We start from the raw sequence: 22,862 nt of genomic DNA on the forward strand, positions 1-22,862 counted from the left end.
GCAAAGAGGAACGGACTTCATGAACGACCAGATTCACTCCGGCGGCTCGGACCACGAGCACGGAGCACTTGGCGATGCCGAGTACGCGGAGTTCATGGAGCTCGCCGCGCAGGAGGGGTTCGACGCCGAGGAGGTCGAGGGCGCGATCGGTGAGGCCGGTCACGGACCGCTTCCCGTGCTCGCCGTCGTCGGCCGCCCGAACGTCGGCAAGTCGACCCTGGTGAACCGGATCATCGGCCGCCGCGAGGCCGTCGTCCAGGACAAGCCCGGCGTCACCCGCGACCGCGTCAGCTACGAGGCCGAGTGGGCCGGCCGCCGCTTCAAGGTCGTCGACACCGGCGGCTGGGAGCAGGACGTGCTGGGCCTCGACGCCTCCGTCGCCGCCCAGGCCGAGTACGCGATCTCGACGGCCGACGCGGTCGTCTTCGTCGTCGACGCGACGGTCGGCGCGACCGACACCGACGAGGCCGTCGTCAGGCTGCTGCGCAAGGCCAAGAAGCCCGTGGTCCTGTGCGCCAACAAGGTCGACGGACAGAGCGGCGAGGCCGACGCCACCGCCCTCTGGTCGCTCGGCCTCGGCGAGCCGCACCCGGTCTCCTCCCTGCACGGCCGCGGCACCGGCGACATGCTGGACGCCGTCCTGGAGGCCCTGCCCGAGGCTCCGGCCCAGAGCTTCGGCACCGCGCTGGGCGGTCCCCGCCGCATCGCGCTCATCGGCCGCCCGAACGTCGGCAAGTCCTCCCTGCTGAACAAGGTCGCCGGTGAGGACCGCGTCGTCGTCAACGCCCTGGCCGGCACGACTCGCGACCCGGTCGACGAGCTGATCAACCTCGGCGGCATCACCTGGAAGTTCATCGACACGGCCGGCATCCGCCGCAAGGTCCACCTCCAGGAGGGCGCGGACTACTACGCCTCGCTGCGCACCGCGGCCGCCGTCGAGAAGGCCGAGGTCGCCGTCATCCTGATCGACTCCAGCGAGTCCATCAGCGTCCAGGACCAGCGGATCGTCACCATGGCCGTCGAAGCGGGCCGTGCCGTCGTGATCGCATTCAACAAGTGGGACACGCTCGACGAGGAGCGCCGCTACTACCTCGAGCGCGAGATCGACACGGAGCTCGCCCAGATCTCCTGGGCGCCGCGCGTCAACGTCTCGGCCGTCACCGGCCGGCACATGGAGAAGCTGGTCCCGGCGATCGAGACCGCGATCGAGGGCTGGGAGACCCGTGTCCCCACCGGCCGGCTGAACGCGTTCCTCGGCGAGATCGTCGCCTCCCACCCGCACCCGGTACGCGGCGGCAAGCAGCCCCGCATCCTGTTCGGCACCCAGGCGGGCACCAAGCCGCCGCGGTTCGTCCTCTTCGCGTCCGGCTTCCTGGAGCACGGCTACCGTCGCTTCGTCGAGCGCCGGCTGCGTGAGGAATTCGGCTTCGAGGGCACCCCGCTGCACATCTCGGTGCGTGTGCGCGAGAAGCGCGGCCGCAAGAAGTAGGCCGGCGACACGGCGAAGCCCCGGACCGTCCGCGTGGAGCGGACGGTCCGGGGCTTCGCCGTGTCACCTCAGGCGTCGGCGGCCCCGGGCGGCAGAGCCGCGGGCCGTGCGCGCCCCGCGTGCCGTCCCACGCGCTGCCAGGACCCGGGGTTGGCACCGCCGGAGCTGTGGCTCCCCTGGGCGTTCGCCGCCGTCCGGCCGCTCAGCGGTGCACGGCTGCCGAACATCCCGATGCCGAACGTTCTGAAGCCGAGGTTCTCCTCACCGGTGCGGTCCCCGGGAAGCGCCCGGAACGATCGCCTGTACTCGGAGTACAGAGCGTCGTAGATCGGGGTGGGGGACTTACCGCCCGAGGGGTCCTGCGACGGGCGCATGGCCGGAATCGGGGTCTGCTGCTGGCGAGAAGGGTCGTATGAGTGCACGTAGGTGCCAACGACCTCACCGCCCGTCGGATGCGGGCCGGACCGAGAAATCGCTGTCCGGCGGGCAGGGGAGGGCGGCACGGACATGCTCAGGTCCCGGCGAGCGGCATCGTCGCGGCGACCAGCAGCCCGTTGACCGCGGCCTTGTCGAGCGCGTCACGGAGCAGGTCCTCGCGCGGCTGCTGGCCGATGGAACCGGCCGGCGCGGCGAAGACCAGCACGCTCTGCGACTTGTTGGCGGCCGTCCTCCAGCCCTCGGTGACCTGGAGCGGCTGGTGCGCCTGCCACCAGGCGACGGGGCTTCCGCCGCCGGCGCCCGGCTGCAGGACCGCGTGCAGCTGACCCATGGCGAGGAGGACCGACCAGCCGGGGAGGACACCCGGCAGCCGGTTCAGATGAGGCGTCGGCAGGAAGCCCTGCTCCAGCAGGAGCTGGAGGAACTGGTCGCCGCCGCTGCCGTCCGTGCCGGGCCTGGCGATCGGCCCGGTCGGTTCGACGACCAGGGCGGGGCGGAGGTCGTCCTCGATCAGGACGAGACCGCTGGTGATGCCGAGGACGGCCTGTTCGGGCATGAGGCCCTCCGGATTCTGTGGCTCGCTGCCGGTGATGGACCGCACCGCACCCTGGAGCTGGTCCTCCGCGACCTGGACGACCTGAGAGGGGATGCAGGTCGCGTGGGCGAAGGCGAGCACGGCGGTCTCGTCGCCCACGAACAGCACCGTGCTGGTGCGTTCCTGGTCGGAGTCGCCGGGGGTGCGGCACGAGGTGCAGTCGTAACTGCCTGGGGCACTGTCGCCGACGAGCAGCCGGTCGGCTTCGGCATCGCCGATCTCGGCGCGTACGTCCTCGCTGACGTCGAGCATGCGCGGCACGGGTGGCTCCTCGAACTCGGTGCGTGAGCCGGGCGGTTCCCGGCTCATGAAGACAACGGAAGACCGGGGGCCGGAGTCACGCGCGAAATCGGGAGATTGAACACCGGAACCGGCGGGCCGGCGCACCGGGAGGCGGCTGCGGCGATCCGGAGTTTGCCATTCCGTGCAATGGCCCCTTTTGTGCCGGTGTTTGTTCGAAACGTCACGGGTCTGTGCGATTCCTGTACGAATGCTGTGTCGTCATCTGACCCCGCGTAAGGTCCGTCGCAGACCAGTTGATCAGGGGAAACGACTACGCAATGCACATTTCATTTCTGCTCCACAACGCGTACGGCATCGGGGGAACGATCCGTACCACCTTCACTCTCGCCAGGACCCTGGCGGAGCAGCACGACGTCGAGATCGTCTCCGTCTTCCGGCACCGCGACGACCCGAAGCTCGGCGCACCCGCCGGGGTGCGGATGAGCCACCTCGTCGATCTGCGCAAGGAGAGTCCGGCATACGAGGGGGAGGCCGCCGAACACGCCCGGCCCGCGTCGGTGTTCCCTCGGGGCGACACCCGGCACAGGCAGTACAGCAGGCTCACCGACAGCCGTATCGCGGCCCGTCTGGCCGCGTTGGAGGCCGATGTCGTCATCGGAACGCGCCCCGGCCTGAACGTCCACATCAGCCGGCAGGCGCGGCGCGGCCCGGTGCGCGTCGGCCAGGAGCACCTCACCCTGGAGAGCCACGGCTACCGGCTCCGCCGGGAGATAAGCCACCGGTACGGCCTGCTCGACGCGGTCACGACCGTCACCGAGGCCGACGCCCGGGACTACCGCACCCGGCTGCGTCTCCCCGGCGTGCGGATCGAGGCGATCCCGAACAGTGTGCCCGAGCCGGCCGGTCCGCCGGCCGACTGCGACGCCAGGTGGATCGTGGCGGCGGGCCGGCTGCACCGGGTCAAGCGCTACGACGTACTGATCCGGGCCTTCGCCGAGGTCGCTGCGGTGCGCCCGGAGTGGCGGCTGCGCATCTACGGGGCCGGTGACGCGTCGGGCAACGAGCAGCAGCCCCTGCGCGGGCTCGTCGACGAGCTCGGACTCCGGGACCGCGTGTTCCTGATGGGGGCGGCGGACCCGATGGAGGCGGAGTGGCCCAGGAACTCCATCGCGGCCGTCACCTCCGAGCGTGAGTCGTTCGGCATGACCATCGTGGAGGCGATGCGCTGCGGAGTGCCGGTCGTGGCCACCGACTGTCCCCACGGCCCTGCCGAGATCATCGACGACGGCACGGACGGCCGTCTGGTGCCGCTGGGAGACACCGGTGCCTTCGCCAAGGCGCTGCTCGGACTGATCGACGACGACGCGCTGCGGCACCGGATGGGACGTGCGGCGCGGGCCTCCGCCGCACGGTTCGACCCGGCACCGATCGCCGAGCGGCACGAGAGGCTCTTCACGGAGCTGGCCGCCCGGGGCGGGGGGCGGCGGTCGCAGGGCGTGCTGCACGGCGCGGTCCACCGCTCCCGGAGCGCGGCGCTGGACGGGGCGTACGCGCTGCGTCACAAGGCGGCCGGGGTGATCCGCAGAGGCCGGGCCTGAGCCCTTCGGCGCCCGGAACCACGGTTCCGGGCGCCGAAGCCCGGACCGTTGCATTCCGGATGACGCCGGATGACGCGACGGGCCGGGTGCTCTTCCGCCCGGGGATCGGCGGGTGCCGGGCATGCGACGGTAAGGCTCGCATAAGGGGGAGTGAATTCCGGATGACCTGCCCGTGTAATTCGACTTTCCCGGGTGCCCGAAGATAAAGGACCGTGCCGTCCCCGGTCTCCCGTAATTCCGGCCCGGTGACCCTCCGTGGCTTTTGGGGGTTCCGGTCAATTGGGTCACGTGGCGGTCCGACTGCCCGTTCGGGTGAAGCGGTCGGGGGTGAACGAGCGTGGACGTCCTGTGACACAAGCGTGACCGCCCGGGTACATCGGGATGCGTGGGGCCCCTGACCACCGTCGCTTCCGCAGAGGCGCGAGGCGGCCTACGGTGAGACGTATGGCACCTGTACCGACCCCTCCCGCCCAACCGGAAGACACCACCGATTCGTACGTCGGCCTTGATGCCGACGCCGCCGAACGGCAGGCCAGAGCCCGTGGCTGGAGCACCGTTCGCGCTCTCCCGCCGGGCACCGTCATCACCATGGAGTTCCGCGGCGGGCGCATCAACTTCGAGGTGGACGCCTCGACCGTGACCCGCTGCTGGGTCGGCTGAACCCGGCCCCCGACGAGTGAAGGCCCCGACCGGAGTCGGGGCCTTCACTGTGCGCGGGAGCAGATGCCCCCGATGTCCTGGCAGGCCTGGGCGCGGCGGTCAGGGGGCGACCGGCCCGCCCGCCACCGGGCGGGCCGGGCCCGCGCTGCTCCGCGGAGGACGCTCCGCGTGCGGCGGACGGCGCGTGCCGGCCGACGCCGGCGGCGTCCTCTCCGCGCGCACGGGGTGCGCCTGGTGCGCCCGCGCGCGGGCCGCAGTGCCCGCATGACCCGCCGTCCCGGGGTTCGCGCCGCTGCCGGGTTTCCGGGGCAGCAGGACCGGTTCCGGAGTCACGGGGGCCGGCGGAACGGACTCCCGGAGCCTGCGACGGGCCCGCCACTGCTCCCGCACCGCGAGGATCCAGGCCTCGGTACGCGTGATCAGCGGCTCGAACCACGGCAGGGCCAGCAGGATCAGCAGGCCGGCCGCCCAGCCCAGCAGGACGTCGCTCAGCCAGTGGGTGCCGATGTAGACGGTGGTGAGCCCCACACCCAGGGAGACGAAGGCGGAGAGAGCCGACAGATAGCGCCTGGCACGCGGGGTGGTCGCCAGGTAGGCGAGGATTCCCCAGGTCACCACGGCGTTGGCGGTGTGTCCCGAAGGAAATATATCGCCACCGGCGAAGAGCTCCGCCGAACCGATCTGGGTGGCGTAGTGCGGTCCGAGCCGCCCCAGGCCGAGCTTGACCGCCCCCACCGACAGGTTGAGCAGCAGCAGGGACGTGCCGAGCGTGAGCAGCGGGCGCAGCGTGTGCTGACGCCAGGAGCGCCAGCCGAGCCAGGAGGCGACCATCACGGCCGTCGGGCCACGCTGGCCGAGCACGACGTAGTAGTCGAGGAAGGCGTGGAGTTCCGGCCACTGCTGGTACGGCCGGAACAGCATGACCTTCCAGTCGAGGGCCACCAGCCAGGACGAGACGAGCACGGCGAGGACGATGGCGAGATAGAACGCCAAAGTCCCGCCGAAGAGAGCGATGCGGTGACGGCTCATCCGCGGGGTCTCTATCTTCGGCGGTTCCGGCTCCCGGTCCAGACGGGCAAAGATGTCGGTACGCACGCAATGGACGTTACAGCGAGTGAGTGTGTGATCCTGCCGATCCCGCGTCTTTGTGATGACGATGTGATGTGGACTTTGTCTCAGACAGGTATCCATTCCCCGCACTCCGAGGAATGTCTTCGGGTCGTCGGCTATTCGTTCCGGCCGCTATTCGCAGAAATGTTTGAGGGTCGATGAAATGGTTCGGCGCGGCCCTGCGGCGCGGCCGCGGGGGCATTCGCGGGTGCCGTCGGCCGGGTGCGCGCCGCCTCCCCCGCGACACCGGCGTGGCGGTCCGGGCGTCACCCCGCGTGCGGGGGTGAAGTGGTGTACGCCACACCCGGTGCCCGGTGAACGTATGAGCTGCACCACGCGTGACCACCTGGAACTCGCGTACGCTGACGGCTCACTCGCCCGTCGATGCCGGGCCGGGGGATGCCACGAGCCGGATCCCCAGCAGGTCTGCCGAGCGCGAGGGACACACTGTGGGAGGTACGTACATGAGCGGGACGTCCACGGCCGCGAGCAGGCTGCGCGCGGCAGCCGACGGTGCCAACCGCTGGGCCGTCCTGGTCGTCCTCTGCCTCAGTCTGTTGCTCGTCGCGCTCGACGCGACCGTGCTGCACGTCGCCGTCCCCGCCGTCACCGAGGACCTGCGGCCCAGCGCCGTCGGTCTGCTGTGGATCGTGGACGCCTATCCGCTGGTCTGCGCCTCGCTGCTGATCCTCTTCGGCACACTGGGTGACCGGATCGGCAGACGGCGCGTCCTCCTCCTCGGCTACGCCCTCTTCGGGATCGCGTCCGCGCTCGCCGCGACGGCGGACTCACCCGGTGTGCTCATCGCGGCCCGCGCCCTGCTCGGAGTGGGCGGCGCGATGATCATGCCGGCCACGCTGTCGATACTGCGCCAGGTCTTCCCCGACCGTCGCGAGCGGGCCATGGCCATCGGCATATGGACCGCGGTCGCAGCGGTGGGCGCCGCCACCGGTCCGGTCATCGGCGGCTTCCTCGTCGAGCACTACTGGTGGGGCTCGGTCTTCCTCGTCAACATCCCGCTCATGGCGGTGATACTCCCGGTCGGGCGCTGGCTGCTGCCGGAGTCCCGAGGGGAGAGTGACGGCCCCTGGGACGTGCTCGGCGCGTTGACGGCCGCCGCCGGTGTGCTCGGGGTCGTGCTCGGGATCAAACGGATCGGCGGGCGGGAGGGGCTGACGGACCCCGCCACGCTCGTCCCCCTGCTCGTCGGAGCCGCGCTCCTCGTCCTCTTCGTGCGCAGGCAGAAGCGGCGGACGCACCCGTTGATCGACATCGCCATGTTCTCCCGGCCCGCCTTCACCACCGCGGTGGGCTGCATCGTGCTCGCCATGCTGGCCCTGGTCGGCCTGGAGCTGATCGCGGTCCAGTACCTCCAGCTGGTGCTGGACCTGAGCCCGCTGGAGACCGGCCTGCGGCTCCTTCCGCTGACCTTCGCCGCGATGGCGGCCGGCGCCACGGGTTCGTACACCCTGAGCCGGGTCGGTCCCCGCCGGATGGTCGGCTGGGGCTTCGTCCTGACGGCGGCCTCGGTGCTCCTGCTGACCCTGATGGGCCAGCACGACCGGCCCGTGCTGCTCACCGCCGGGTTCGTGCTGCTGGGCTTCGGGCTCCAGTCCACGCTCTTCGGTGCGTACGAATCCATGCTGAGCGAGGTCCCCGCGGAGCGGGCGGGAGGGGCGGCCGCGATCGGCGAGACCTCGTACCAGCTGGGTGCGGGCATGGGGATCGCGCTGCTCGGCAGTGTCATGAACGCGGCCTACGCTCCGGGGCTCTCCCGTGTCCACGAGGAGGGCGTCCCCGCCGCGGCGGGATCGGCCGCCTCGCACTCGCTGGGGGAGGCGTACCAGGTGGCCGGCCGGCTCGGCGGTCCGCTGGGCGACCTGCTGCGGCACACCGCCCGGCACGCCTTCGTCGACGGTCTGCACATCACGCTGCTGGTCAGCGCCGGGCTGCTGCTGCTCGGGGCTCTGGCAGCACTGCGGCTGCCGCGGGTCATGGACTGCACCGAGGTGAAGGGCGCCTGCGAGGACCGGACGGCCGCGGTGCCGGAGCAGGCCACCGCCCGTCACGAGGCGCTTCCGGTCCAGGCGGCGGACGGCCCGGGGCCGGGGACGCGGCGGGTCGCCCTCCCCTCCCGGCGCGAACCCGCCGAGGCCACGGGCTCTGGACGGGCGGCACACTGAGCCGTAACGTCGGCACGGCGCCGTAACTACCACTGCTAGTTTTAGTACCGTGGCGTGTTTCTGTACCGAGCGAGCCGCCGGAGGCACTCATGCCCACCACCGAGTCCGTGAAGCCGTCGGAGCCCTCGAAGGCCCCGCCGTTCGATCCGGGCGACCCCCTCGGCATCGACGATCTCCTCGACCCCGAGGACCTGGCGATCCGGGACACCGTGCGCACCTGGGCCGCGGACCGGGTCCTGCCGCACATCGCCGAGTGGTACGAGAACGGCGAACTCCCCGGCATCCACGAGCTGGCCCGCGAGCTGGGGTCGCTCGGCGCGCTGGGCATGTCCCTGAAGGGATACGGCTGCGCGGGAGCGAGCGCCGTCCAGTACGGCCTGGCCTGTCTGGAGCTGGAGGCCGCCGACTCCGGCATCCGCTCCCTGGTCTCCGTCCAGGGCTCCCTGGCCATGTACGCGATCCACCGCTTCGGCTCCGAGGAGCAGAAGGAGCGCTGGCTGCCCGGCATGGCGGCCGGCGAGATCATCGGCTGCTTCGGTCTCACCGAACCGGATCACGGCTCCGACCCCGCGGGGATGCGGACCCACGCCGAGCGGGACGGCACGGACTGGGTCCTCACCGGCCGCAAGATGTGGATCACCAACGGGTCGGTGGCCGGGGTCGCGGTCGTGTGGGCACAGACCGGCGAGGAGGGCGGCGGCTCGGGAATCCGCGGATTCGTCGTGCCCACGGACACCCCCGGTTTCTCCGCACCCGAGATCAGGCACAAGTGGTCGCTGCGCGCCTCCGTCACGAGCGAGCTGGTCCTGGACGGCGTACGGCTGCCCGCCGACGCCGTCCTGCCCGGGGCCACCGGGCTGCGCGGGCCGCTCAGCTGTCTCAGCCACGCCCGCTACGGCATCGTCTGGGGAGCCATGGGCGCGGCGCGCGCCAGCTTCGAGGCCGCGCTGGACTACGCGAAGTCCCGCGAGCAGTTCGGCCGGCCGATCGGCGGATTCCAGCTCACCCAGGCCAAGCTCGCGGACATGGCCCTGGAGCTCCACAAGGGCATCCTGCTCGCCCACCATCTGGGCCGCCGCATGGACGCCGGAAGGATCCGCCCGGAGCAGGTCAGCTTCGGAAAGCTCAACAACGTGCGGGAGGCGATCGAGATCTGTCGCACCTCGCGGACGATCCTCGGCGCCAACGGAGTCTCGCTGGAGTACCCGGTGATGCGTCACGCGACGAACCTGGAGTCGGTGCTCACCTACGAGGGAACCGTGGAGATGCACCAGCTGGTGCTGGGCAAGGCGCTCACCGGCCTGGACGCCTTCCGGTAGGGCGTCCGGCGAGCACCTCGCTCAGCTCTGGTTGAAGAAGCCGTCGGCCGACCGGCCGCCGGCTTCGCCGTTGACCACCTCGGTGTGGGCCGGGGACAGCAGGAAGACCCGGGTCGCCACGCGTTCGATCGAACCGTGCAGTCCGAAGATCAGACCCGCGGCGAAGTCCACGACGCGCTTGGCGTCACCCGGATCCATGGCGGTGAGGTTGACGATCACCGGAACGCCGTCCCGGAAGAGCTCACCGATGGCACGGGCGTCGCGGAAACTGTCCGGGGTGACCGTGGCGATCCGGCGGCCCGTATCCACGGCCTTCTCGGAGGCGACCCGGACCCGGGGGTCGGTCACCCATGGCTGATTCGTGCCGGTCTCAGCATCCTCGGAGTACTCGTCGTCGTAGTACCGCTCGTCGTTGTCCTCCACGAGGCCCAGCCAGGCACTCGCCTTGCGCACCGATCCCATGGACGCCTCCTCTCACCGCGGTTCGTTGGTGTTCCGCATCTCTTTCCTATCCCTATGGTCGTCCATGATGCGGATCGAGCGCCAAGGGGATAGTCGCCGCACAGGCGATTCGTGACGCTACTGGTGCAGAACATGTGGCGATTCGTCAGGGTACCTACCGCATCAGGGGCCTTGCGGAACGAAAATATGATCCAGCCGGTCCGTACGGGTGATATGGGGGGCGTACGGGTGAACGGACCGCTCGATACGATGCACGCCGCGCAGGTGCGCGAGCACCGCTCGTCCGATGAACGGCTAACGGGGGATCACTGTGTTCGGAATCGTGAGGCCATGCACCCATCGGCTCTCCGAAGGGCTCAAGACGGAGTGGATGGCTCATCTCTGCGGGCTGTGCCTAGCCCTCCGGGCTGACCACGGCCAGTTCGCACGCGTCGTCACGAACTACGACGGCCTCATCGTCTCGGTCCTGACGGAGGCTCAGGCGGAACGGTCCGCGGAGCAGCGGCGTACGGCGGGGCCCTGCCCGCTGCGCTCGATGCGGACGGCGCCGGTCGCCCGCGGGGAGGGGGCCAGACTGGCCGCCGCCGTGTCGCTCGTGCTGGCGTCCGCGAAGGTGCGCGACCATGTGGCCGACCGGGACGGGCTGTTGAAGCGGCGACCGGTGGCCGCCGCCGCCCGCCGGGTCGCGGCGGGCTGGGACAGGGCCGGCGCGCGCACCGGGGCGGAGCTCGGCTTCGACACGGCGGTCCTCGTCGACGCCGTCGACCGGCAGACCGGGATCGAGTCGCTCGCCGGGCCTGGCACCCCGCTGCTGACGGTCACCGAACCCACCGAGACGGCGACGGCCGCGGCCTTCGCGCACACCGCCGTGCTCGCGGGCAAGCCGCAGAACGCGGCGCCGCTCGCCGAGGCCGGACGGCTCTTCGGGCGGCTGGCCCATCTGCTGGACGCCGTGGAGGACAGGGAAGCTGACGCGGCGTCGGGTGCCTGGAACCCGCTCACCGCCACCGGAACGCCCCTCGCCGAGGCCCGCCGGCTGTGCGACGACGCGCTGCACGGCGTGCGTCTCGCGATGCGTGACGCGGAGTTCACCGACGCCGCCCTGGCGCACGTGCTCCTGGTGCACGAACTGCGGCGCTCCGTGGACCGGGCCTTCGGCTCCACCGCGTGCTCGCACCAGCCGGGCGAGGCGCCCTCGGGAGCCTTCGGTCCGCCCCCCGGCAATCCGTACGCACCGTCCGGGCCTCCGGGACCGCCCCTGCCGCCCGAGCCGCCCCGCAACCGCCGTGGTCTCATCACCGGCTGCCTGGTCTGGGCCGGGCTCGCCTGCACCTGCCAGATGTGCTGCGCCGGTACCTTCCACGACCCGTGGAGCGGCCAGGAGCGCGAGGGGCTCTGCCACAAGGGCGACTGCTGCGACTGGTGCGAGGGCTGCGGGGAGGGCTGCAGCTGCTGCGGAAACTGCTGCAGCTGCTGCGAGAGCTGCGACTGCGGGTGCGACTGCTGACGTCTCGTCGGTCCGCCGCACCCGGCGGTCTCACTTGATCTCGGGCGGCGAGATCTGCGAGGTCCGGATGGCCGACTCGGAGGTGCCCCACTTCTTCAGGATGCGGTCGTAGGTGCCGTCGGCCTTGAGGGCGTTGACCGCCGCCTGGAAGGCCGGGGCCAGCGGGGTGCCCTTCCTGAACGCGAAGCCGACGTCGAGCCGCTTGAACTCGTTGAGGAAGCGCAGACCCTCCTGCTGGGTCACGGCGTACCGCAGTCCGTTGATCGTGGACATCAGCACGTCGCTGCGGCCTTGCTGGAGCGAGATCCAGACCGCGGCCTGATCGGCGTACGTCTTGACCTCGTACGGCTTCCTGCCCTCGTCGGCGCACCGGTGCCTGTTCTCCTCCAGGGTCGCCTCGAAGGTGGTTCCGGCACCGGTGCCGACGGTCAGCCCGCAGAGCTGGGTGAGGTCGGTGACCTTCTTCAGGTCGCTGTCGTCGCGGACGGCGAACCCCTGCCCGTCGTTGATGTACGTGACGAAGTCGATCGTCCCGCGTCGCTCCTCCGTCACCCCGAAGTTGCCGGTGCCCACGTCGTACTTGCCGCTGCCGAGGGCGGGCAGGATCGCCTCGAAGGAGGCGACCTCCCGCTTCAGCTTCAGCCCGAGCTTCCTGGCCACGGCGTCGGCGAAGTCGATGTCGGCGCCCGCGAGCGTCCTGCCGTCCTCCTCGTAGAACGCCCCGGGCGGGGCGCCGACGCTGGACGCGAGGGACAGGGTTCCCGAGGCGCGCACCTTCTCGGGCAGCAGCCTCGACGCGTCCTCGTCCCGTTCCACCGACGAGACCACATCGGTCGTCGGGGTCCTCCCCTTGACGGCGGCCCCCGCTCCGGCCGGCGCGGCGGCGGGGTCACCCGACCCGCAGGCGGTGAGCGAGAGGGCGGCCACAGTGATCAGCGCGAAGGCAGCGGTCTGCCGGGTTCGGGGCATGGCGGAGTTTCTCCGGGTTCGTCGACCGCGCTCCGGTGCCTGGGCGGCACGGAGCGTCGGGAGCGGGAGATCAGCTGTACGAGGGGAGGGCGGAGCGAGGTTGTGTGCGCGAAGGAACGCGGGGGAGTCCGCTCGAGCGCCTGGGGCGCGAGCGGGAGGAACGGTGACGCAGGGGGGTCAGCTCAACAGGAACAGGACCACACACGACCGAAGTCGATGTGGGAGCGGGTGACCAGCCACAGCTGCGGATACATGGCCCAAGTGGAACAGGCATCCGGTTGCGCGTCAACCGAGCTGAGACGTACGGCTCACACTGTGGACAAGCTTGACAACGGCACCGGGTGACGCTTTTCTCGGAGGCGGACCGGCGCTGAGGGGCCCGGTCCACGTTGTGTCACGCGTCGAAGGCACGCCCCGTGTTCGATCTCTGCATCCACGGAGCCTTCGCATGTCCGCGCAGACAGAAACCCATGCCCCGTCACTCCCCGCCCCGCCGGGCGAGCGTGCCGGGGAGGCCGCCGCCCCGCGCATCGTCCCCGTACGCCGAACCGGCCAGTGGGCGGCCGCTGTTGTCGTCCTGATCCTCCTCGCGGGCGCCCTGGTCTCCGTCGTACGCAACGACGCCTTCCAGTGGGACGTCGTCGGCGCGTACCTCACGACCGACTCCGTGCTGCGGGGCCTCGGCCTCACCCTGTGGCTCACCGGCCTCGTCATGGTGCTCGGCTTCGCCCTCGGCACCCTGCTGGCGGTCCTCAGGCTCTCCGGAAACCGCGTGCTCCAGGCGGTGAGCTGGGGCTACATCTGGCTGTTCCGGTCCACCCCGATCCTGGTCCAGCTGCTCTTCTGGTTCAACATCGGCGCGCTCTACCCGCAGATCCTCGGCGTCAGCACCGTCAATCTCCTCGGCCCGGTCACCGTCGCCGTCATAGGGCTCACCCTCCACGAGGCCGCGTACGCCGCCGAAGTGGTCCGTGGCGGCATCCTCTCCGTCGAACGAGGCCAGCTGGAGGCAGCCCAGTCGCTCGGCCTCGGGCCCTGGCGCCGGCTCCGGCGGATCGTGCTGCCGCAGGCCATGCGCTCCATCGTCCCGCCCGCCGGGAACATGCTGATCGGGACCCTGAAGGGCACCTCGATCGTCAGCATCATCGCCGTGCAGGACCTGCTGTACTCCGTGCAGCTCGTCTACCACCGCACCTACGAGGTCATCCCCCTGCTGCTGGTCGCCACCCTCTGGTACGTCGCCGTCACCTCCCTGCTGTCCATCGGCCAGTACTACGTCGAACGCCACTACGCGCGCGGCACGGCGGGCACACGATGACCGGCGCACCGGCGATCGTCGTCATCGGCGGCGGACCGCGCGGCACCGGGGTCATCGAACGCATAGCGGCCAACGCCGCCGAGCTGTACGCCGGTCTGCCCCTGGACATCCACCTCGTCGACCCGTACCCGCCCGGCGGCGGCCGGATCTGGCGGCAGGACCAGTCCCCGCTGCTGTGGATGAACTCCATGGCCGAGGACGTCACCATGTTCACCGACGACTCCGTACGGATGGACGGCCCCGTCAACCCGGGCCCCGCCCTGCACACCTGGGCCGACGACGTCCGCGAGGGACGGACCGCCATCGACGCCGACCCCGCGGTCCTGCGGGAGATACACGCCCTCGGCGCCCAGGACTTCCCCAGCCGGCGGCTGCAGAGCGTCTACCTGCGGTGGGTCTACGAGCGGGCGGTAGCCGCACTGCCGCCCGGCATCACCGTCCACGAACACACCGGCCGCGCGCTGCGGGTGTCCGGGCCCCGCGGCGGCCCGCAGCGTGTCCGGATCCAGGGACGCGCCGAGCCGCTCGACGCCGATCTCGTCGTCCTCGCCGTCGGGCACCTCGACGCGGAACCGGACGCCGGACAGCAGGAGCTGTCCGCCTTCGCCGCACGCCACGGACTCGTCCACCTCCCGCCCGACTTCACCGCCGACACAGACCTCTCCGCCCTGCCCGCGGGGGAGCCCGTCCTCGTGCGCGGCTTCGGCCTCGCCTTCGTCGACCTGATGGTGCTGCTCACCGAGGGGCGCGGCGGACGGTACGAGAACGGGACGTACATCCCCTCCGGCAGGGAACCTGTCCTGTACGTCGGTTCGAGGAGGGGCGTCCCCTACCGCTCCAAGATCGGCTACACCTGGCAGGGCGAACGCCCGCCGCTGCCGCGCCACTTCGGCACCGACCAGGTGGCCGAGCTCGTCGGCCGCCCCGGCCCCGTGGACTTCACCCGCGATGTGTGGCCGCTGGTCACCAAGGAGCTGGCCCACGCCCACTACCACCGGCTCTTCACCGCCCACCCCGAGCGCACGGCCATGGACCGGGGGGACTTCGAGGAGAAGTACGCCGTCGCGGAGCCCGGCAGCGCCGAGCTCGCCGCCCTCGTCGCCTCGGCCGTCCCCGACCCCGCCGACCGGCTCGACCTCGACGCCCTCGACCGGCCCCTCGACGGGGTGCGCCACGACTCGTACGAAGCGCTGCAGGAAGCGCTGCGCGCCCATGTCACCGCCGACCTGGAGCGCCGGCACGACCCCGGGCACAGCCCCGACCTCGCCGTGTTCCTCGGACTCCTCTCCGTCTACGGGCAGTTGGTCGGCCTCGGCGACACCGGCGAACAGTGGCACGGCTTCTTCAGCTACCTCGCCTCCGGACCGCCAGGCCCCAGACTGCGCCAGCTCCTCGCCCTCTCCGAGGCCGGCGTCGTCCGCTTCCTCGGTGCGGACATGACCGTGGAGTCCGACGAGGAACAGGGCGTCTTCCGCGCCCGCAGCACCACCGTGCCCGGCGTGTACACCGAAGCCCGCGCCCTGGTCGAGGCTCGGCTGCCCGACCCCTCGCTGCGCACGACCCGCAGCGCGCTGCTGAGCGCGCTGTACGAGGAAGGCGCGGCCGGCACCGACACGGGCCTGCTCTCGGTCGATCCTGCCGACGGCCGGATCCTGGACCGCGGGGGCCGCCCCCACCCGCGGCGCTTCGCACTCGGCCCCTACACCACCGCCCGCTCCAGCGGTGCCTTCACCAGGCCGCGCACCGGTGGCCCGGCGTTCCAGCAGAACGACGCCACCGCCCGTACGGCGCTCACCTTCCTGCGCGACCTCTCCTGTCGGGACCGCCGCACCGCGTGAACGCGCCCCCTCTCCGCCACCCCGCCGCAGAAAGAACCTCCTCATGTCGCTGACCAGCGATCCACCCGTCCACCCACCGGCCGTGCCCGACACCGCCGGGGAACCGGCCGCCGACGACTACGCCACCCTGGAAGTCGTCCCCGTACGCCACCCCTGGCGCTGGGTGGCCGTCGCTGCCACGGCCGTGCTGCTCGCCCAGTTCCTGAACGGCCTGATCACCAACCCCGGCTGGGAATGGGACGTCTTCGCCCGCTTCTTCACCACCGAGACCATCCTCCACGCCGTCTGGGTCACCCTGCAGCTGACCTTCTACGGCACGGTGACGGGCTTCGCGATCGGCATCGTCCTGGCATTCATGAGGCTGTCCGCCAGCCCTTTCCTCAGGGCGGTCTCGTACGCCTACATCTGGGCGTTCCGCTCGATCCCGCTCATCGTCCAGCTGCTGTTCTGGTTCAACCTGGCCTACCTCTACAAGGAGCTCCAGCTCGGCATACCGTTCGGGCCCGGATTCGTCTCCTTCGACACGATGAACCTCGTCGGCGCGATGAGCGCCGCCGTCCTCGGGCTCGCCCTGCACCAGGCGGCGTACGCGGCCGAGATCGTGCGGGGTGGCGTACTGGCCGTCGACAGCGGCCAGTTGGAAGCTGCCGCCGCGCTCGGCATCCCACGGCTGAGGCAGCTGCGGCGCATCGTGCTCCCGCAGGCCATGCGCTCCATCCTGCCGAACGCCGCCAACGAGATCATCTCCCTCTTCAAGGGCACCTCGATCGTCTCCGTGATGGCGATCGGCGAACTCTTCTACCAGGTCCAGGTCGTCTACGGACGCAACGGCCGGGTGGTGCCCCTGCTCATGGTGGCCACCGTCTGGTACATCCTCCTGACCACCGTGCTCTCCGTCCTCCAGTACTACGTCGAACGTCACTACGCGAAGGGGGCCGTGCGATGAGCGCACCCACCGAAGAAGCAGCCGGCTCCGAGGCCATGGTCGAGATCCGGTCCGTGCACAAGAGCTTCGGCGCCGTCGAGGTGCTCCGCGGCATCGATCTGTCCGTACGCGCCGGAGAGGTGACCGTCGTCCTCGGCCCGTCGGGGTCGGGGAAGTCCACCCTGCTGCGCACCATCAACCACCTGGAGAAGGTCGACCAGGGCTGGATCAGCGTCGACGGCACCCTGGTGGGCTACCGGAGGTCCGGCAACAAGCTGTACGAGCTGCGCGAACGCGAGGTCCTGCGCCAGCGCACCCGCATCGGTTTCGTCTTCCAGAACTTCAACCTCTTCCCGCACCTCACCGTGCTGGAGAACATCATCGAGGCCCCGGTCGCAGCCCTGGGCCGCCCCCGCAAGGACGCCGTCGCCTCGGCGGAGAAGCTCCTGGACCGCGTCGGGCTCGCCGACAAGGCAGGGGCCTACCCCAAGCAGCTCTCCGGAGGCCAGCAGCAGCGCGTCGCCATCGCCCGCGCCCTCGCCCTGGAACCGAAGCTGCTGCTCTTCGACGAGCCGACGTCGGCGCTCGACCCCGAGCTCGTCGGCGAGGTCCTCGACGTCATCAAGGACCTGGCCCGCGGGGGCACCACGATGATCGTCGTCACGCACGAGATCGGCTTCGCCCGCGAGGTCGCCGACACCGTCGTCTTCATGGACGAGGGACGGATCGTCGAACAGGGTCCGCCCGCCGACGTACTCGACCGTCCGGTCCAGGAGCGCACCCGCGCCTTCCTCTCCAAGGTCCTCTGAACCATGCCCACGCACTCGAGGAGCAGCCACATGTCCGTCCGACGCACCCTCACCGCAGTCCTCGCCACCCTCACCGCCGCGGGGCTGCTCACGGCGTGCGGCACCGCCGACGGCACGGAGGACGTGATCCGTCCCGAGGGCCGGAAGGACACGGGCATCAACATCGGCCCCGACCAGAACCGGATCAGGGGCAAGAAGGTGGACGCCATCGCCGCTCAGCTCCCCGCCGCCGTACGTGAACGCGGCACGCTCCGGCTGGGCGCGAGCGCGGACGCCTCGCCACCGCTCGGCTTCTACGCGACCGACGACAGGACCCGGATCGGGAGCGAGATCGACCTCGCCACCCTGATCGCCGACACGCTCGGACTGAAGCCGAAGTTCGAGCAGGTCTCCTGGGAGAACCTCTTCGTCGGCCTCGACAGCTCCAAGTTCGACGGGGTCCTGTCCAACGTCACCGTGACCGAGGAGCGCAAGGAGAAGTACGACTTTGCGACGTACCGGCTCGACAACATCGCCTTCGAGGCCAGGAAGGGATCCGGCTGGAAGGTGAAGGGCCCCGCCGACGTGGCGGGGAAGACGATCTCCGTGGCCTCCGGGACCAACCAGGAGAAGATCCTCGTCGACTGGAGCGAGGAGAACGTCGAGGCCGGACGTGAGCCGGTCGACATCAAGTACTTCCAGAAGGACACCGACTACTACCTGGCCCTCCAGTCGGGCCGCATCGACGCCTACCTGGGCCCGAGCCCCTCGGCCAACTACCACGTGGCCTCCGCCGGACAGTCCGAGATCATCGGCACGCTCTCCGGAGCCGGTGACGGCGTCCAGGGGAAGATCGCCGCCACCACGAAGAAGGACAGCGGCCTGGTGAAGGCCTACGGCGCCGCGATCGACCACATCATCCAGGACGGCTCGTACGCCGAGGTCCTCAAGCGCTGGGGCCTGTCCAACGAGGCCGTCGAGAAGTCGGAGATCAACCCGCCCGGCCTCCCCAAGACCGAGAACTGACCCCGAGAGGTCCCGCATGTCCGCCACCAGGCCCCTTCACCTCGCCGCCGAGATCGGCGGCCCGCCACGCTACGACGCCCGTTCCCACATCGCGCTGGCCCGGCTCGCCGAGGGAGGAGCGCTCGACTTCGTCACCCTGAACGACTCCTTCGCACGCCCCGGCCCCGACGCGCTCGCCGTGCTCGCCCACGTCGCGCCCGCCACCACCCGGATCGGCCTCGTGCCGACCGTCACCACCACCCACACCGAGCCCTTCCACGTCTCCTCCGCCGTCGCCACCCTCGACTGGGTCAGCAAGGGCCGGGCCGGCTGGCAGGCCGACGTGTCGACGACCGAGGCCGAGGCCCGGCTGTTCGGCCGGCGCCCCGCCGCTCCCGCCTCCACGCTGTGGCAGGAGGCGGGGGAGGCCGCCGACGCCGGAGCGCGGCTGTGGGACAGCTGGGAGGACGGCGCGGAGATCCGGGACGTGGCCACCGGCCGCTTCATCGACCGCGACAAACTCCACTACGTCGACTTCGAGGGCAGCACCTTCTCCGTCCGAGGCCCGGCCATCGTGCCGAGGCCGCCGCAGGGCCGGCCCGTCACCGTCATCGACGCCACGAGCGGCCCGGCCCGCGAGGCGGCCGCACGGCACGCCGACGTCGCCTACGTACGGGCCACGTCACCCGAACAGGCCGCCGCGCTCCGCGACGAGCTGCGCCGCTCCGCCGCGGCCCACGGCCGTGACCCCGACAGCCTGCGGGTCCTGGCCGCCCTCACCGTCGACCTCGGGGACGCCGAGACCACCCCCGAACCCGGACTCGGGAGCGGCCCTCAACTCGCCGGGCGGGGGACCTACTTCCGGGGCGGCCCTGTGGACCTCGCCGAGGTCATCACACAGTGGCACCGGGGCGGGGCCGTGGACGGCTTCCACCTCACCCCCATCACACCGGAGCGCGACCTGGAGAGGATCGTCAACGGGACCGTGGCGCTGCTCCAGCACCGGAGTCTGTTCCGCACCTTCCACCCGGGCGGCACGCTCCGGGAGCACCTAGGCCTCGGCCGCCCCGCCAACCGCTACACGCTCACGAGCACCTCAGGGGCGACGTCATGAAGCAGATGCACCTCGCCGCCCACTTCCCGGGCGTCAACAGCACCACCGTGTGGGCCGACCCCCGCTCGCGGAGCCAGATCGACTTCACCTCCTTCGAGCACCTGGCCAGGACCGCCGAGCGGGGGAAGTTCGACTTCTTCTTCCTCGCGGAGGGGCTGCGGCTGCGCGAGCACAACGGCCGCATCCACGACCTCGACGTGGTCGGCCGCCCCGAATCCCTCACCGTCCTCAACGCCCTGGCAGCCGTCACCGAACGCCTCGGGCTCGCCGCCACGGTCAACGCGACCTTCAACGAGCCGTACGAACTCGCCCGCCGCCTCGCCACGCTCGACCACCTCAGCGAGGGCCGCGCCGCGTGGAACGTGGTGACCTCGTCGGACGCCTTCACCGGCGAGAACTTCCGCCGCGGCGGCTACCTCGACCGTGCCGACCGGTACACCCGCGCCGCCGAGTTCGTCTCCACCGCACGTGAGCTGTGGGACTCCTGGACGCCCGACGGCACCTCCCGTCCGTTCGCGCACTCCGGGCAGCACTTCGAGATCTCCGGGGAGTTCACCGTCCCCCGCTCGCCCCAGGGCCACCCCGTCGTCATCCAGGCAGGGGACTCCGACGAGGGCCGCGAGTTCGCGGCCTCCACCGCCGACGTCATCTTCACCCGGCACGGCACCCTGGAGGCGGGCCGGACGTTCTACGCCGACGTCAAGGCGCGCCTCAAGAAGTACGGCAGGCAGCCGGGGGACCTGAAGATCATGCCCGGGGTGACCGTCGTCCTGGGCGGGACGGACGAGGAGGCACAGCAGAACGCCGCCGGGATCCGCCGGCAGCAGGTCTCCCCGCAGAACGCGATCCTCGCCCTCGAACAGGTCTGGGGACGCGACCTCTCCTCGTACGACCCCGACGGGCCACTGCCGTCCGTCGACCCCGACCCCGGATCGAGCCTGGTCCAGGGCCGGGTCCGGGTCGCGGACCCGCTGGCCGTGGCCGCGAGGTGGCGGGAGCTCTCCGAGGCCAAGGGGCTGTCCATCCGCCAGACGGTCATCGAGTCGACGGCACGGCAGTCCTTCATCGGCGCCCCGGAGACGGTCGCCGCGGAACTGGAGAAGTTCGTCGCCGAGGACGCGGCCGACGGCTTCATCCTCGTACCGCATCTCACCCCGGGCGGGCTGGACGACTTCGTCGACAGGGTCGTCCCGCTCCTCCAGGAACGCGGATCCTTCCGCTCGGAATACACCGGCTCCACGCTGAGGTCGCACCTCGGACTGACCGAGCCGGTATGGAAAGGTTGACCGCATGAGCACGGACGCACAGCAGGACAGCGAGGAGTTCCACGCCTGGCAGCGCTGGCACGAGGGACGGATCGTCGCCGTCGCCGCGCCGCACGGCCCGCTCTCCCTCACCGGCACCCACTGGCTCGCGGACCATCCGGAGGGGCGAATTCCGGCCGTACCCGGGCTGTGGCGCGAGGAGGGTGACGAGGTGGTGCTCGTCGCCACCCCCGAGGACGGGCTGACCGTCGACGCGAAGCCGCTGGACGGAGAGGTCCGCCTGGGCGCCGACCGGGGCCCCATCGACGCGTCCAGGGTGGCCCGGGGCGAGCGCCGGCTGGTCGTACTGAGCCGTGAAGGCCTGTGGGCGGTGCGGGACTTCGACCCTCAGTCCCCCACGCGCCAGGCGTTCCGGACCGTCGATGCCACCCCGTACGACCCGAACTGGGCGCTGGACGGGACCTTCCGTCCGTACGACTCGGACCGGACCGTCCGCGTCGAGAACGCCGACGGGCGCGAGCGGGGGCTGGGACTGTCCGGCGAGATCGCCTTCACGGTGGACGGAGCCGAGCACACCCTTCAGGTGGCGGTCGAGCCCGACGGTTCGCTCTGGGCCGTGTTCGCCGACACCACCAGCGGGAACAGCAGTTACCGCTTCCGTTTCCTGCGGCCCCCGGCGCCCGACGGTGACGGACGGGTGCGGGTCGACTTCAACCGCTCGCTGCTGCCGCCGTGCGCCTTCGCCGACCACTTCATCTGTCCCTTCCCTCCGCCCGGCAACACCCTCACCATCGCCGTGCCCGCGGGGGAGCGGAACCGCATCGACGGCTGATCCGTCCCACCCGGGACGAGGAGGCCGATCCCGCCGGCCCCAGCAGCCCCAGGGCTGCCGGGGCCGTCCTCGGCGTGCGCCGATACGGCCGAAAACACACCCTTGCGTGGCATATCGGCGCACCTCGATACTCCCGATCAGCGCCCGTCAGGAGCACGACGTCTCCGGAATCCGCATGTCCTCCGGAACGCGGTCGCGCCCCTGACCGCGCCTCACGGGTCCGGCCACCCCACAGGCGGGCCCCCGATTCCCCTCGGGAGGAACGAGAAGTGAGGATCAAGCGCAGCACCCCCCGCACCGGCGGCATCACGAGACGCAGCCGGATCACCGCCGTCACCGCAGGCTTCGTGGCCGTCGCCGCCCTCGCCGTACCCGCCGCCAACGCCGACCAGTCCGGTACCTACAGCGCGAGCCAGCTCAGCGCCGCGGGATCTGCCGTGCTCCGGGCCGACGTCGCCGGCACCGCCTGGAACGTCGACCCGGCGACCGGACGGCTCCTCGTCACAGCCGACAGCACCGTCTCGCAGACGGAGATCGACAAGATCAAGAAGGCCGCCGGTACCAACGCCGGCGCCCTGCGGATCGAACGCACCCCCGGGACGCTCAGCAGACTGATCTCGGGCGGCGACCCCATCTACGCCTCCGGCTGGCGCTGCTCCCTCGGGTTCAACGTCCGCAGCGGCAGCACCTACTACTTCCTGACGGCCGGTCACTGCACCGAAGGCGCCGACACCTGGTGGGCCGACGCGGCCCACACCACGGTCCTCGGCACCACCGAGGGATCCAGCTTCCCCGTCAACGACTACGGCATCGTCCGCTACACCAACGCCTCGGTCGCCAAGTCCGGCACGGTCGGCAACCAGGACATCACCAGCGCCGCCGACGCCACCCTCGGCATGTCCGTCACCCGGCGGGGCTCCACCACCGGCATCCACAGCGGCACCGTCACCGGCCTCGGCGCCACGGTCAACTACGGCGGCGGCGACATCGTCTACGGCATGATCCGCACCAACGTGTGCGCGGAACCCGGCGACTCCGGCGGCCCCCTCCACTCGGGCGCCCGGGCGATCGGTCTCACCTCGGGAGGCAGCGGCAACTGCAGCTCCGGAGGGACGACCTTCTTCCAGCCGGTCACCGAAGCGCTGAACGCGTACGGCGTCAGCGTGTTCTGACCCGGCCGGGCACCGCCGCACTCCTGTGAGCC

General features: G+C 71.0%; 20 protein-coding genes. 15 read left to right on the plus strand and 5 right to left on the minus strand.

Annotation, left to right across the window (positions count from 1 at the left end; translation table 11 throughout):
• The first annotated feature begins 19 nt into the window (after positions 1 to 19).
• Positions 20 to 1,489 carry a ribosome biogenesis GTPase Der gene (der, locus tag P8A20_RS29090; protein ID WP_147962112.1) on the plus strand — a complete coding sequence of 490 codons (1,470 nt, stop codon included), beginning with the start codon at positions 20 to 22 and terminating at the stop codon, positions 1,487 to 1,489.
• 68 nt (positions 1,490 to 1,557) lie between these two features.
• On the opposite strand, the gene P8A20_RS29095 is transcribed toward der, so the two are convergent.
• A complete protein-coding gene (locus P8A20_RS29095; RefSeq protein WP_147962113.1) occupies positions 1,558 to 1,863 on the minus strand; it encodes a hypothetical protein in 306 nt (101 codons plus the stop codon).
• Between the two features lie 137 nt (positions 1,864 to 2,000).
• Positions 2,001 to 2,783, minus strand: coding sequence for a DUF8842 C-terminal domain-containing protein (locus tag P8A20_RS29100; RefSeq protein WP_147962745.1), 783 nt, complete (start codon positions 2,781 to 2,783; stop codon positions 2,001 to 2,003).
• A gap of 299 nt (positions 2,784 to 3,082) precedes the next feature.
• On the opposite strand from P8A20_RS29100, the gene P8A20_RS29105 reads away from it, so the two are divergent.
• Both P8A20_RS29105 and P8A20_RS29110 read left to right on the plus strand, forming a co-directional pair.
• Positions 3,083 to 4,363 (plus strand): glycosyltransferase family 4 protein, encoded by a 1,281-nt coding sequence (locus tag P8A20_RS29105; protein WP_147962114.1) that lies wholly within the window; start codon positions 3,083 to 3,085, stop codon positions 4,361 to 4,363.
• 444 nt (positions 4,364 to 4,807) lie between these two features.
• Positions 4,808 to 5,023, plus strand: coding sequence for an I78 family peptidase inhibitor (locus P8A20_RS29110; protein ID WP_147962115.1), 216 nt, complete (start codon positions 4,808 to 4,810; stop codon positions 5,021 to 5,023).
• 99 nt (positions 5,024 to 5,122) lie between these two features.
• Here P8A20_RS29110 and P8A20_RS29115 read toward each other — a convergent pair whose 3' ends face one another.
• The gene (locus P8A20_RS29115; protein ID WP_147962116.1) at positions 5,123 to 6,118 is read right to left on the minus strand and encodes a phosphatase PAP2 family protein; all 996 of its coding nucleotides are present in this window, start codon (positions 6,116 to 6,118) and stop codon (positions 5,123 to 5,125) included.
• Between the two features lie 479 nt (positions 6,119 to 6,597).
• On the opposite strand from P8A20_RS29115, the gene P8A20_RS29120 reads away from it, so the two are divergent.
• Together P8A20_RS29120 and P8A20_RS29125 are read left to right on the plus strand one after the other, a co-directional pair.
• Positions 6,598 to 8,316 (plus strand): MFS transporter, encoded by a 1,719-nt coding sequence (locus P8A20_RS29120; protein WP_147962117.1) that lies wholly within the window; start codon positions 6,598 to 6,600, stop codon positions 8,314 to 8,316.
• Between the two features lie 89 nt (positions 8,317 to 8,405).
• The gene (locus tag P8A20_RS29125) at positions 8,406 to 9,635 is read left to right on the plus strand and encodes an acyl-CoA dehydrogenase family protein (protein WP_147962118.1); all 1,230 of its coding nucleotides are present in this window, start codon (positions 8,406 to 8,408) and stop codon (positions 9,633 to 9,635) included.
• Positions 9,636 to 9,656: 21 nt separating this feature from the next.
• On the opposite strand, the gene P8A20_RS29130 is transcribed toward P8A20_RS29125, so the two are convergent.
• Positions 9,657 to 10,097, minus strand: a complete 441-nt coding sequence (locus P8A20_RS29130) for a cell division protein SepF (RefSeq protein WP_147962119.1) — start codon at positions 10,095 to 10,097, stop codon at positions 9,657 to 9,659.
• Positions 10,098 to 10,407: 310 nt separating this feature from the next.
• On the opposite strand from P8A20_RS29130, the gene P8A20_RS29135 reads away from it, so the two are divergent.
• The gene (locus P8A20_RS29135; protein WP_187282323.1) at positions 10,408 to 11,604 is read left to right on the plus strand and encodes a DUF5685 family protein; all 1,197 of its coding nucleotides are present in this window, start codon (positions 10,408 to 10,410) and stop codon (positions 11,602 to 11,604) included.
• A 30-nt stretch (positions 11,605 to 11,634) separates the two neighbouring features.
• Here P8A20_RS29135 and P8A20_RS29140 read toward each other — a convergent pair whose 3' ends face one another.
• The gene (locus P8A20_RS29140) at positions 11,635 to 12,573 is read right to left on the minus strand and encodes an ABC transporter substrate-binding protein (RefSeq protein ID WP_147962121.1); all 939 of its coding nucleotides are present in this window, start codon (positions 12,571 to 12,573) and stop codon (positions 11,635 to 11,637) included.
• Between the two features lie 448 nt (positions 12,574 to 13,021).
• Here P8A20_RS29140 and P8A20_RS29145 point away from each other — a divergent pair, with 448 nt between their 5' ends.
• The 9 genes from P8A20_RS29145 (at position 13,022) to P8A20_RS29185 (ending at position 22,830) form a co-directional block, all read left to right on the plus strand.
• Entirely contained in the window at positions 13,022 to 13,891 is an 870-nt protein-coding gene (locus P8A20_RS29145; protein WP_147962122.1) for an amino acid ABC transporter permease, read from the plus strand.
• Entirely contained in the window at positions 13,888 to 15,729 is a 1,842-nt protein-coding gene (locus P8A20_RS29150) for an FAD/NAD(P)-binding protein (protein ID WP_147962123.1), read from the plus strand. Before P8A20_RS29145 ends, P8A20_RS29150 begins: the two co-directional genes overlap by 4 nt.
• 43 nt (positions 15,730 to 15,772) lie before the next feature.
• A complete protein-coding gene (locus tag P8A20_RS29155) occupies positions 15,773 to 16,675 on the plus strand; it encodes an amino acid ABC transporter permease (RefSeq protein WP_147962124.1) in 903 nt (300 codons plus the stop codon).
• 35 nt (positions 16,676 to 16,710) lie between these two features.
• On the plus strand, positions 16,711 to 17,463 hold the full coding sequence (locus P8A20_RS29160) for an amino acid ABC transporter ATP-binding protein (protein WP_147962746.1): 753 nt from the start codon (positions 16,711 to 16,713) through the stop codon (positions 17,461 to 17,463).
• A gap of 30 nt (positions 17,464 to 17,493) precedes the next feature.
• On the plus strand, positions 17,494 to 18,468 hold the full coding sequence (locus tag P8A20_RS29165) for an ABC transporter substrate-binding protein (protein ID WP_147962125.1): 975 nt from the start codon (positions 17,494 to 17,496) through the stop codon (positions 18,466 to 18,468).
• A 16-nt stretch (positions 18,469 to 18,484) separates the two neighbouring features.
• A complete protein-coding gene (locus P8A20_RS29170) occupies positions 18,485 to 19,561 on the plus strand; it encodes an LLM class flavin-dependent oxidoreductase (RefSeq protein ID WP_147962126.1) in 1,077 nt (358 codons plus the stop codon).
• Positions 19,558 to 20,847: an NtaA/DmoA family FMN-dependent monooxygenase gene (locus P8A20_RS29175; RefSeq protein ID WP_306104515.1), complete on the plus strand. Its 1,290-nt coding sequence runs from the start codon at positions 19,558 to 19,560 to the stop codon at positions 20,845 to 20,847. The genes P8A20_RS29170 and P8A20_RS29175 overlap by 4 nt, the downstream gene beginning before the upstream one ends.
• A gap of 4 nt (positions 20,848 to 20,851) precedes the next feature.
• Complete coding sequence (locus P8A20_RS29180) at positions 20,852 to 21,658, plus strand: DUF1684 domain-containing protein (protein WP_147962128.1); 807 nt, start codon at positions 20,852 to 20,854, stop codon at positions 21,656 to 21,658.
• Between the two features lie 269 nt (positions 21,659 to 21,927).
• Positions 21,928 to 22,830, plus strand: coding sequence for a S1 family peptidase (locus P8A20_RS29185; protein ID WP_147962129.1), 903 nt, complete (start codon positions 21,928 to 21,930; stop codon positions 22,828 to 22,830).
• Positions 22,831 to 22,862: the final 32 nt, after the last annotated feature.

This window comes from Streptomyces sp. Alt3, from assembly GCF_030719215.1.
Lineage (GTDB): Bacteria > Actinomycetota > Actinomycetes > Streptomycetales > Streptomycetaceae > Streptomyces > Streptomyces glycanivorans.

Coding starts and splice junctions, on each gene's coding strand:
- der (WP_147962112.1), top strand. CDS start 20: ATGAACGACCAGATTCACTCCGGCGGCTCGGACCACGAGCACGGAGCA.
- P8A20_RS29180 (WP_147962128.1), top strand. CDS start 20,852: ATGAGCACGGACGCACAGCAGGACAGCGAGGAGTTCCACGCCTGGCAG.
- P8A20_RS29130 (WP_147962119.1), bottom strand. CDS start 10,097: ATGGGATCGGTGCGCAAGGCGAGTGCCTGGCTGGGCCTCGTGGAGGAC.
- P8A20_RS29160 (WP_147962746.1), top strand. CDS start 16,711: ATGGTCGAGATCCGGTCCGTGCACAAGAGCTTCGGCGCCGTCGAGGTG.
- P8A20_RS29105 (WP_147962114.1), top strand. CDS start 3,083: ATGCACATTTCATTTCTGCTCCACAACGCGTACGGCATCGGGGGAACG.
- P8A20_RS29120 (WP_147962117.1), top strand. CDS start 6,598: ATGAGCGGGACGTCCACGGCCGCGAGCAGGCTGCGCGCGGCAGCCGAC.
- P8A20_RS29150 (WP_147962123.1), top strand. CDS start 13,888: ATGACCGGCGCACCGGCGATCGTCGTCATCGGCGGCGGACCGCGCGGC.
- P8A20_RS29170 (WP_147962126.1), top strand. CDS start 18,485: ATGTCCGCCACCAGGCCCCTTCACCTCGCCGCCGAGATCGGCGGCCCG.
- P8A20_RS29125 (WP_147962118.1), top strand. CDS start 8,406: ATGCCCACCACCGAGTCCGTGAAGCCGTCGGAGCCCTCGAAGGCCCCG.
- P8A20_RS29165 (WP_147962125.1), top strand. CDS start 17,494: ATGTCCGTCCGACGCACCCTCACCGCAGTCCTCGCCACCCTCACCGCC.
- P8A20_RS29155 (WP_147962124.1), top strand. CDS start 15,773: ATGTCGCTGACCAGCGATCCACCCGTCCACCCACCGGCCGTGCCCGAC.
- P8A20_RS29110 (WP_147962115.1), top strand. CDS start 4,808: ATGGCACCTGTACCGACCCCTCCCGCCCAACCGGAAGACACCACCGAT.
- P8A20_RS29145 (WP_147962122.1), top strand. CDS start 13,022: ATGTCCGCGCAGACAGAAACCCATGCCCCGTCACTCCCCGCCCCGCCG.
- P8A20_RS29175 (WP_306104515.1), top strand. CDS start 19,558: ATGAAGCAGATGCACCTCGCCGCCCACTTCCCGGGCGTCAACAGCACC.
- P8A20_RS29095 (WP_147962113.1), bottom strand. CDS start 1,863: ATGCGCCCGTCGCAGGACCCCTCGGGCGGTAAGTCCCCCACCCCGATC.
- P8A20_RS29140 (WP_147962121.1), bottom strand. CDS start 12,573: ATGCCCCGAACCCGGCAGACCGCTGCCTTCGCGCTGATCACTGTGGCC.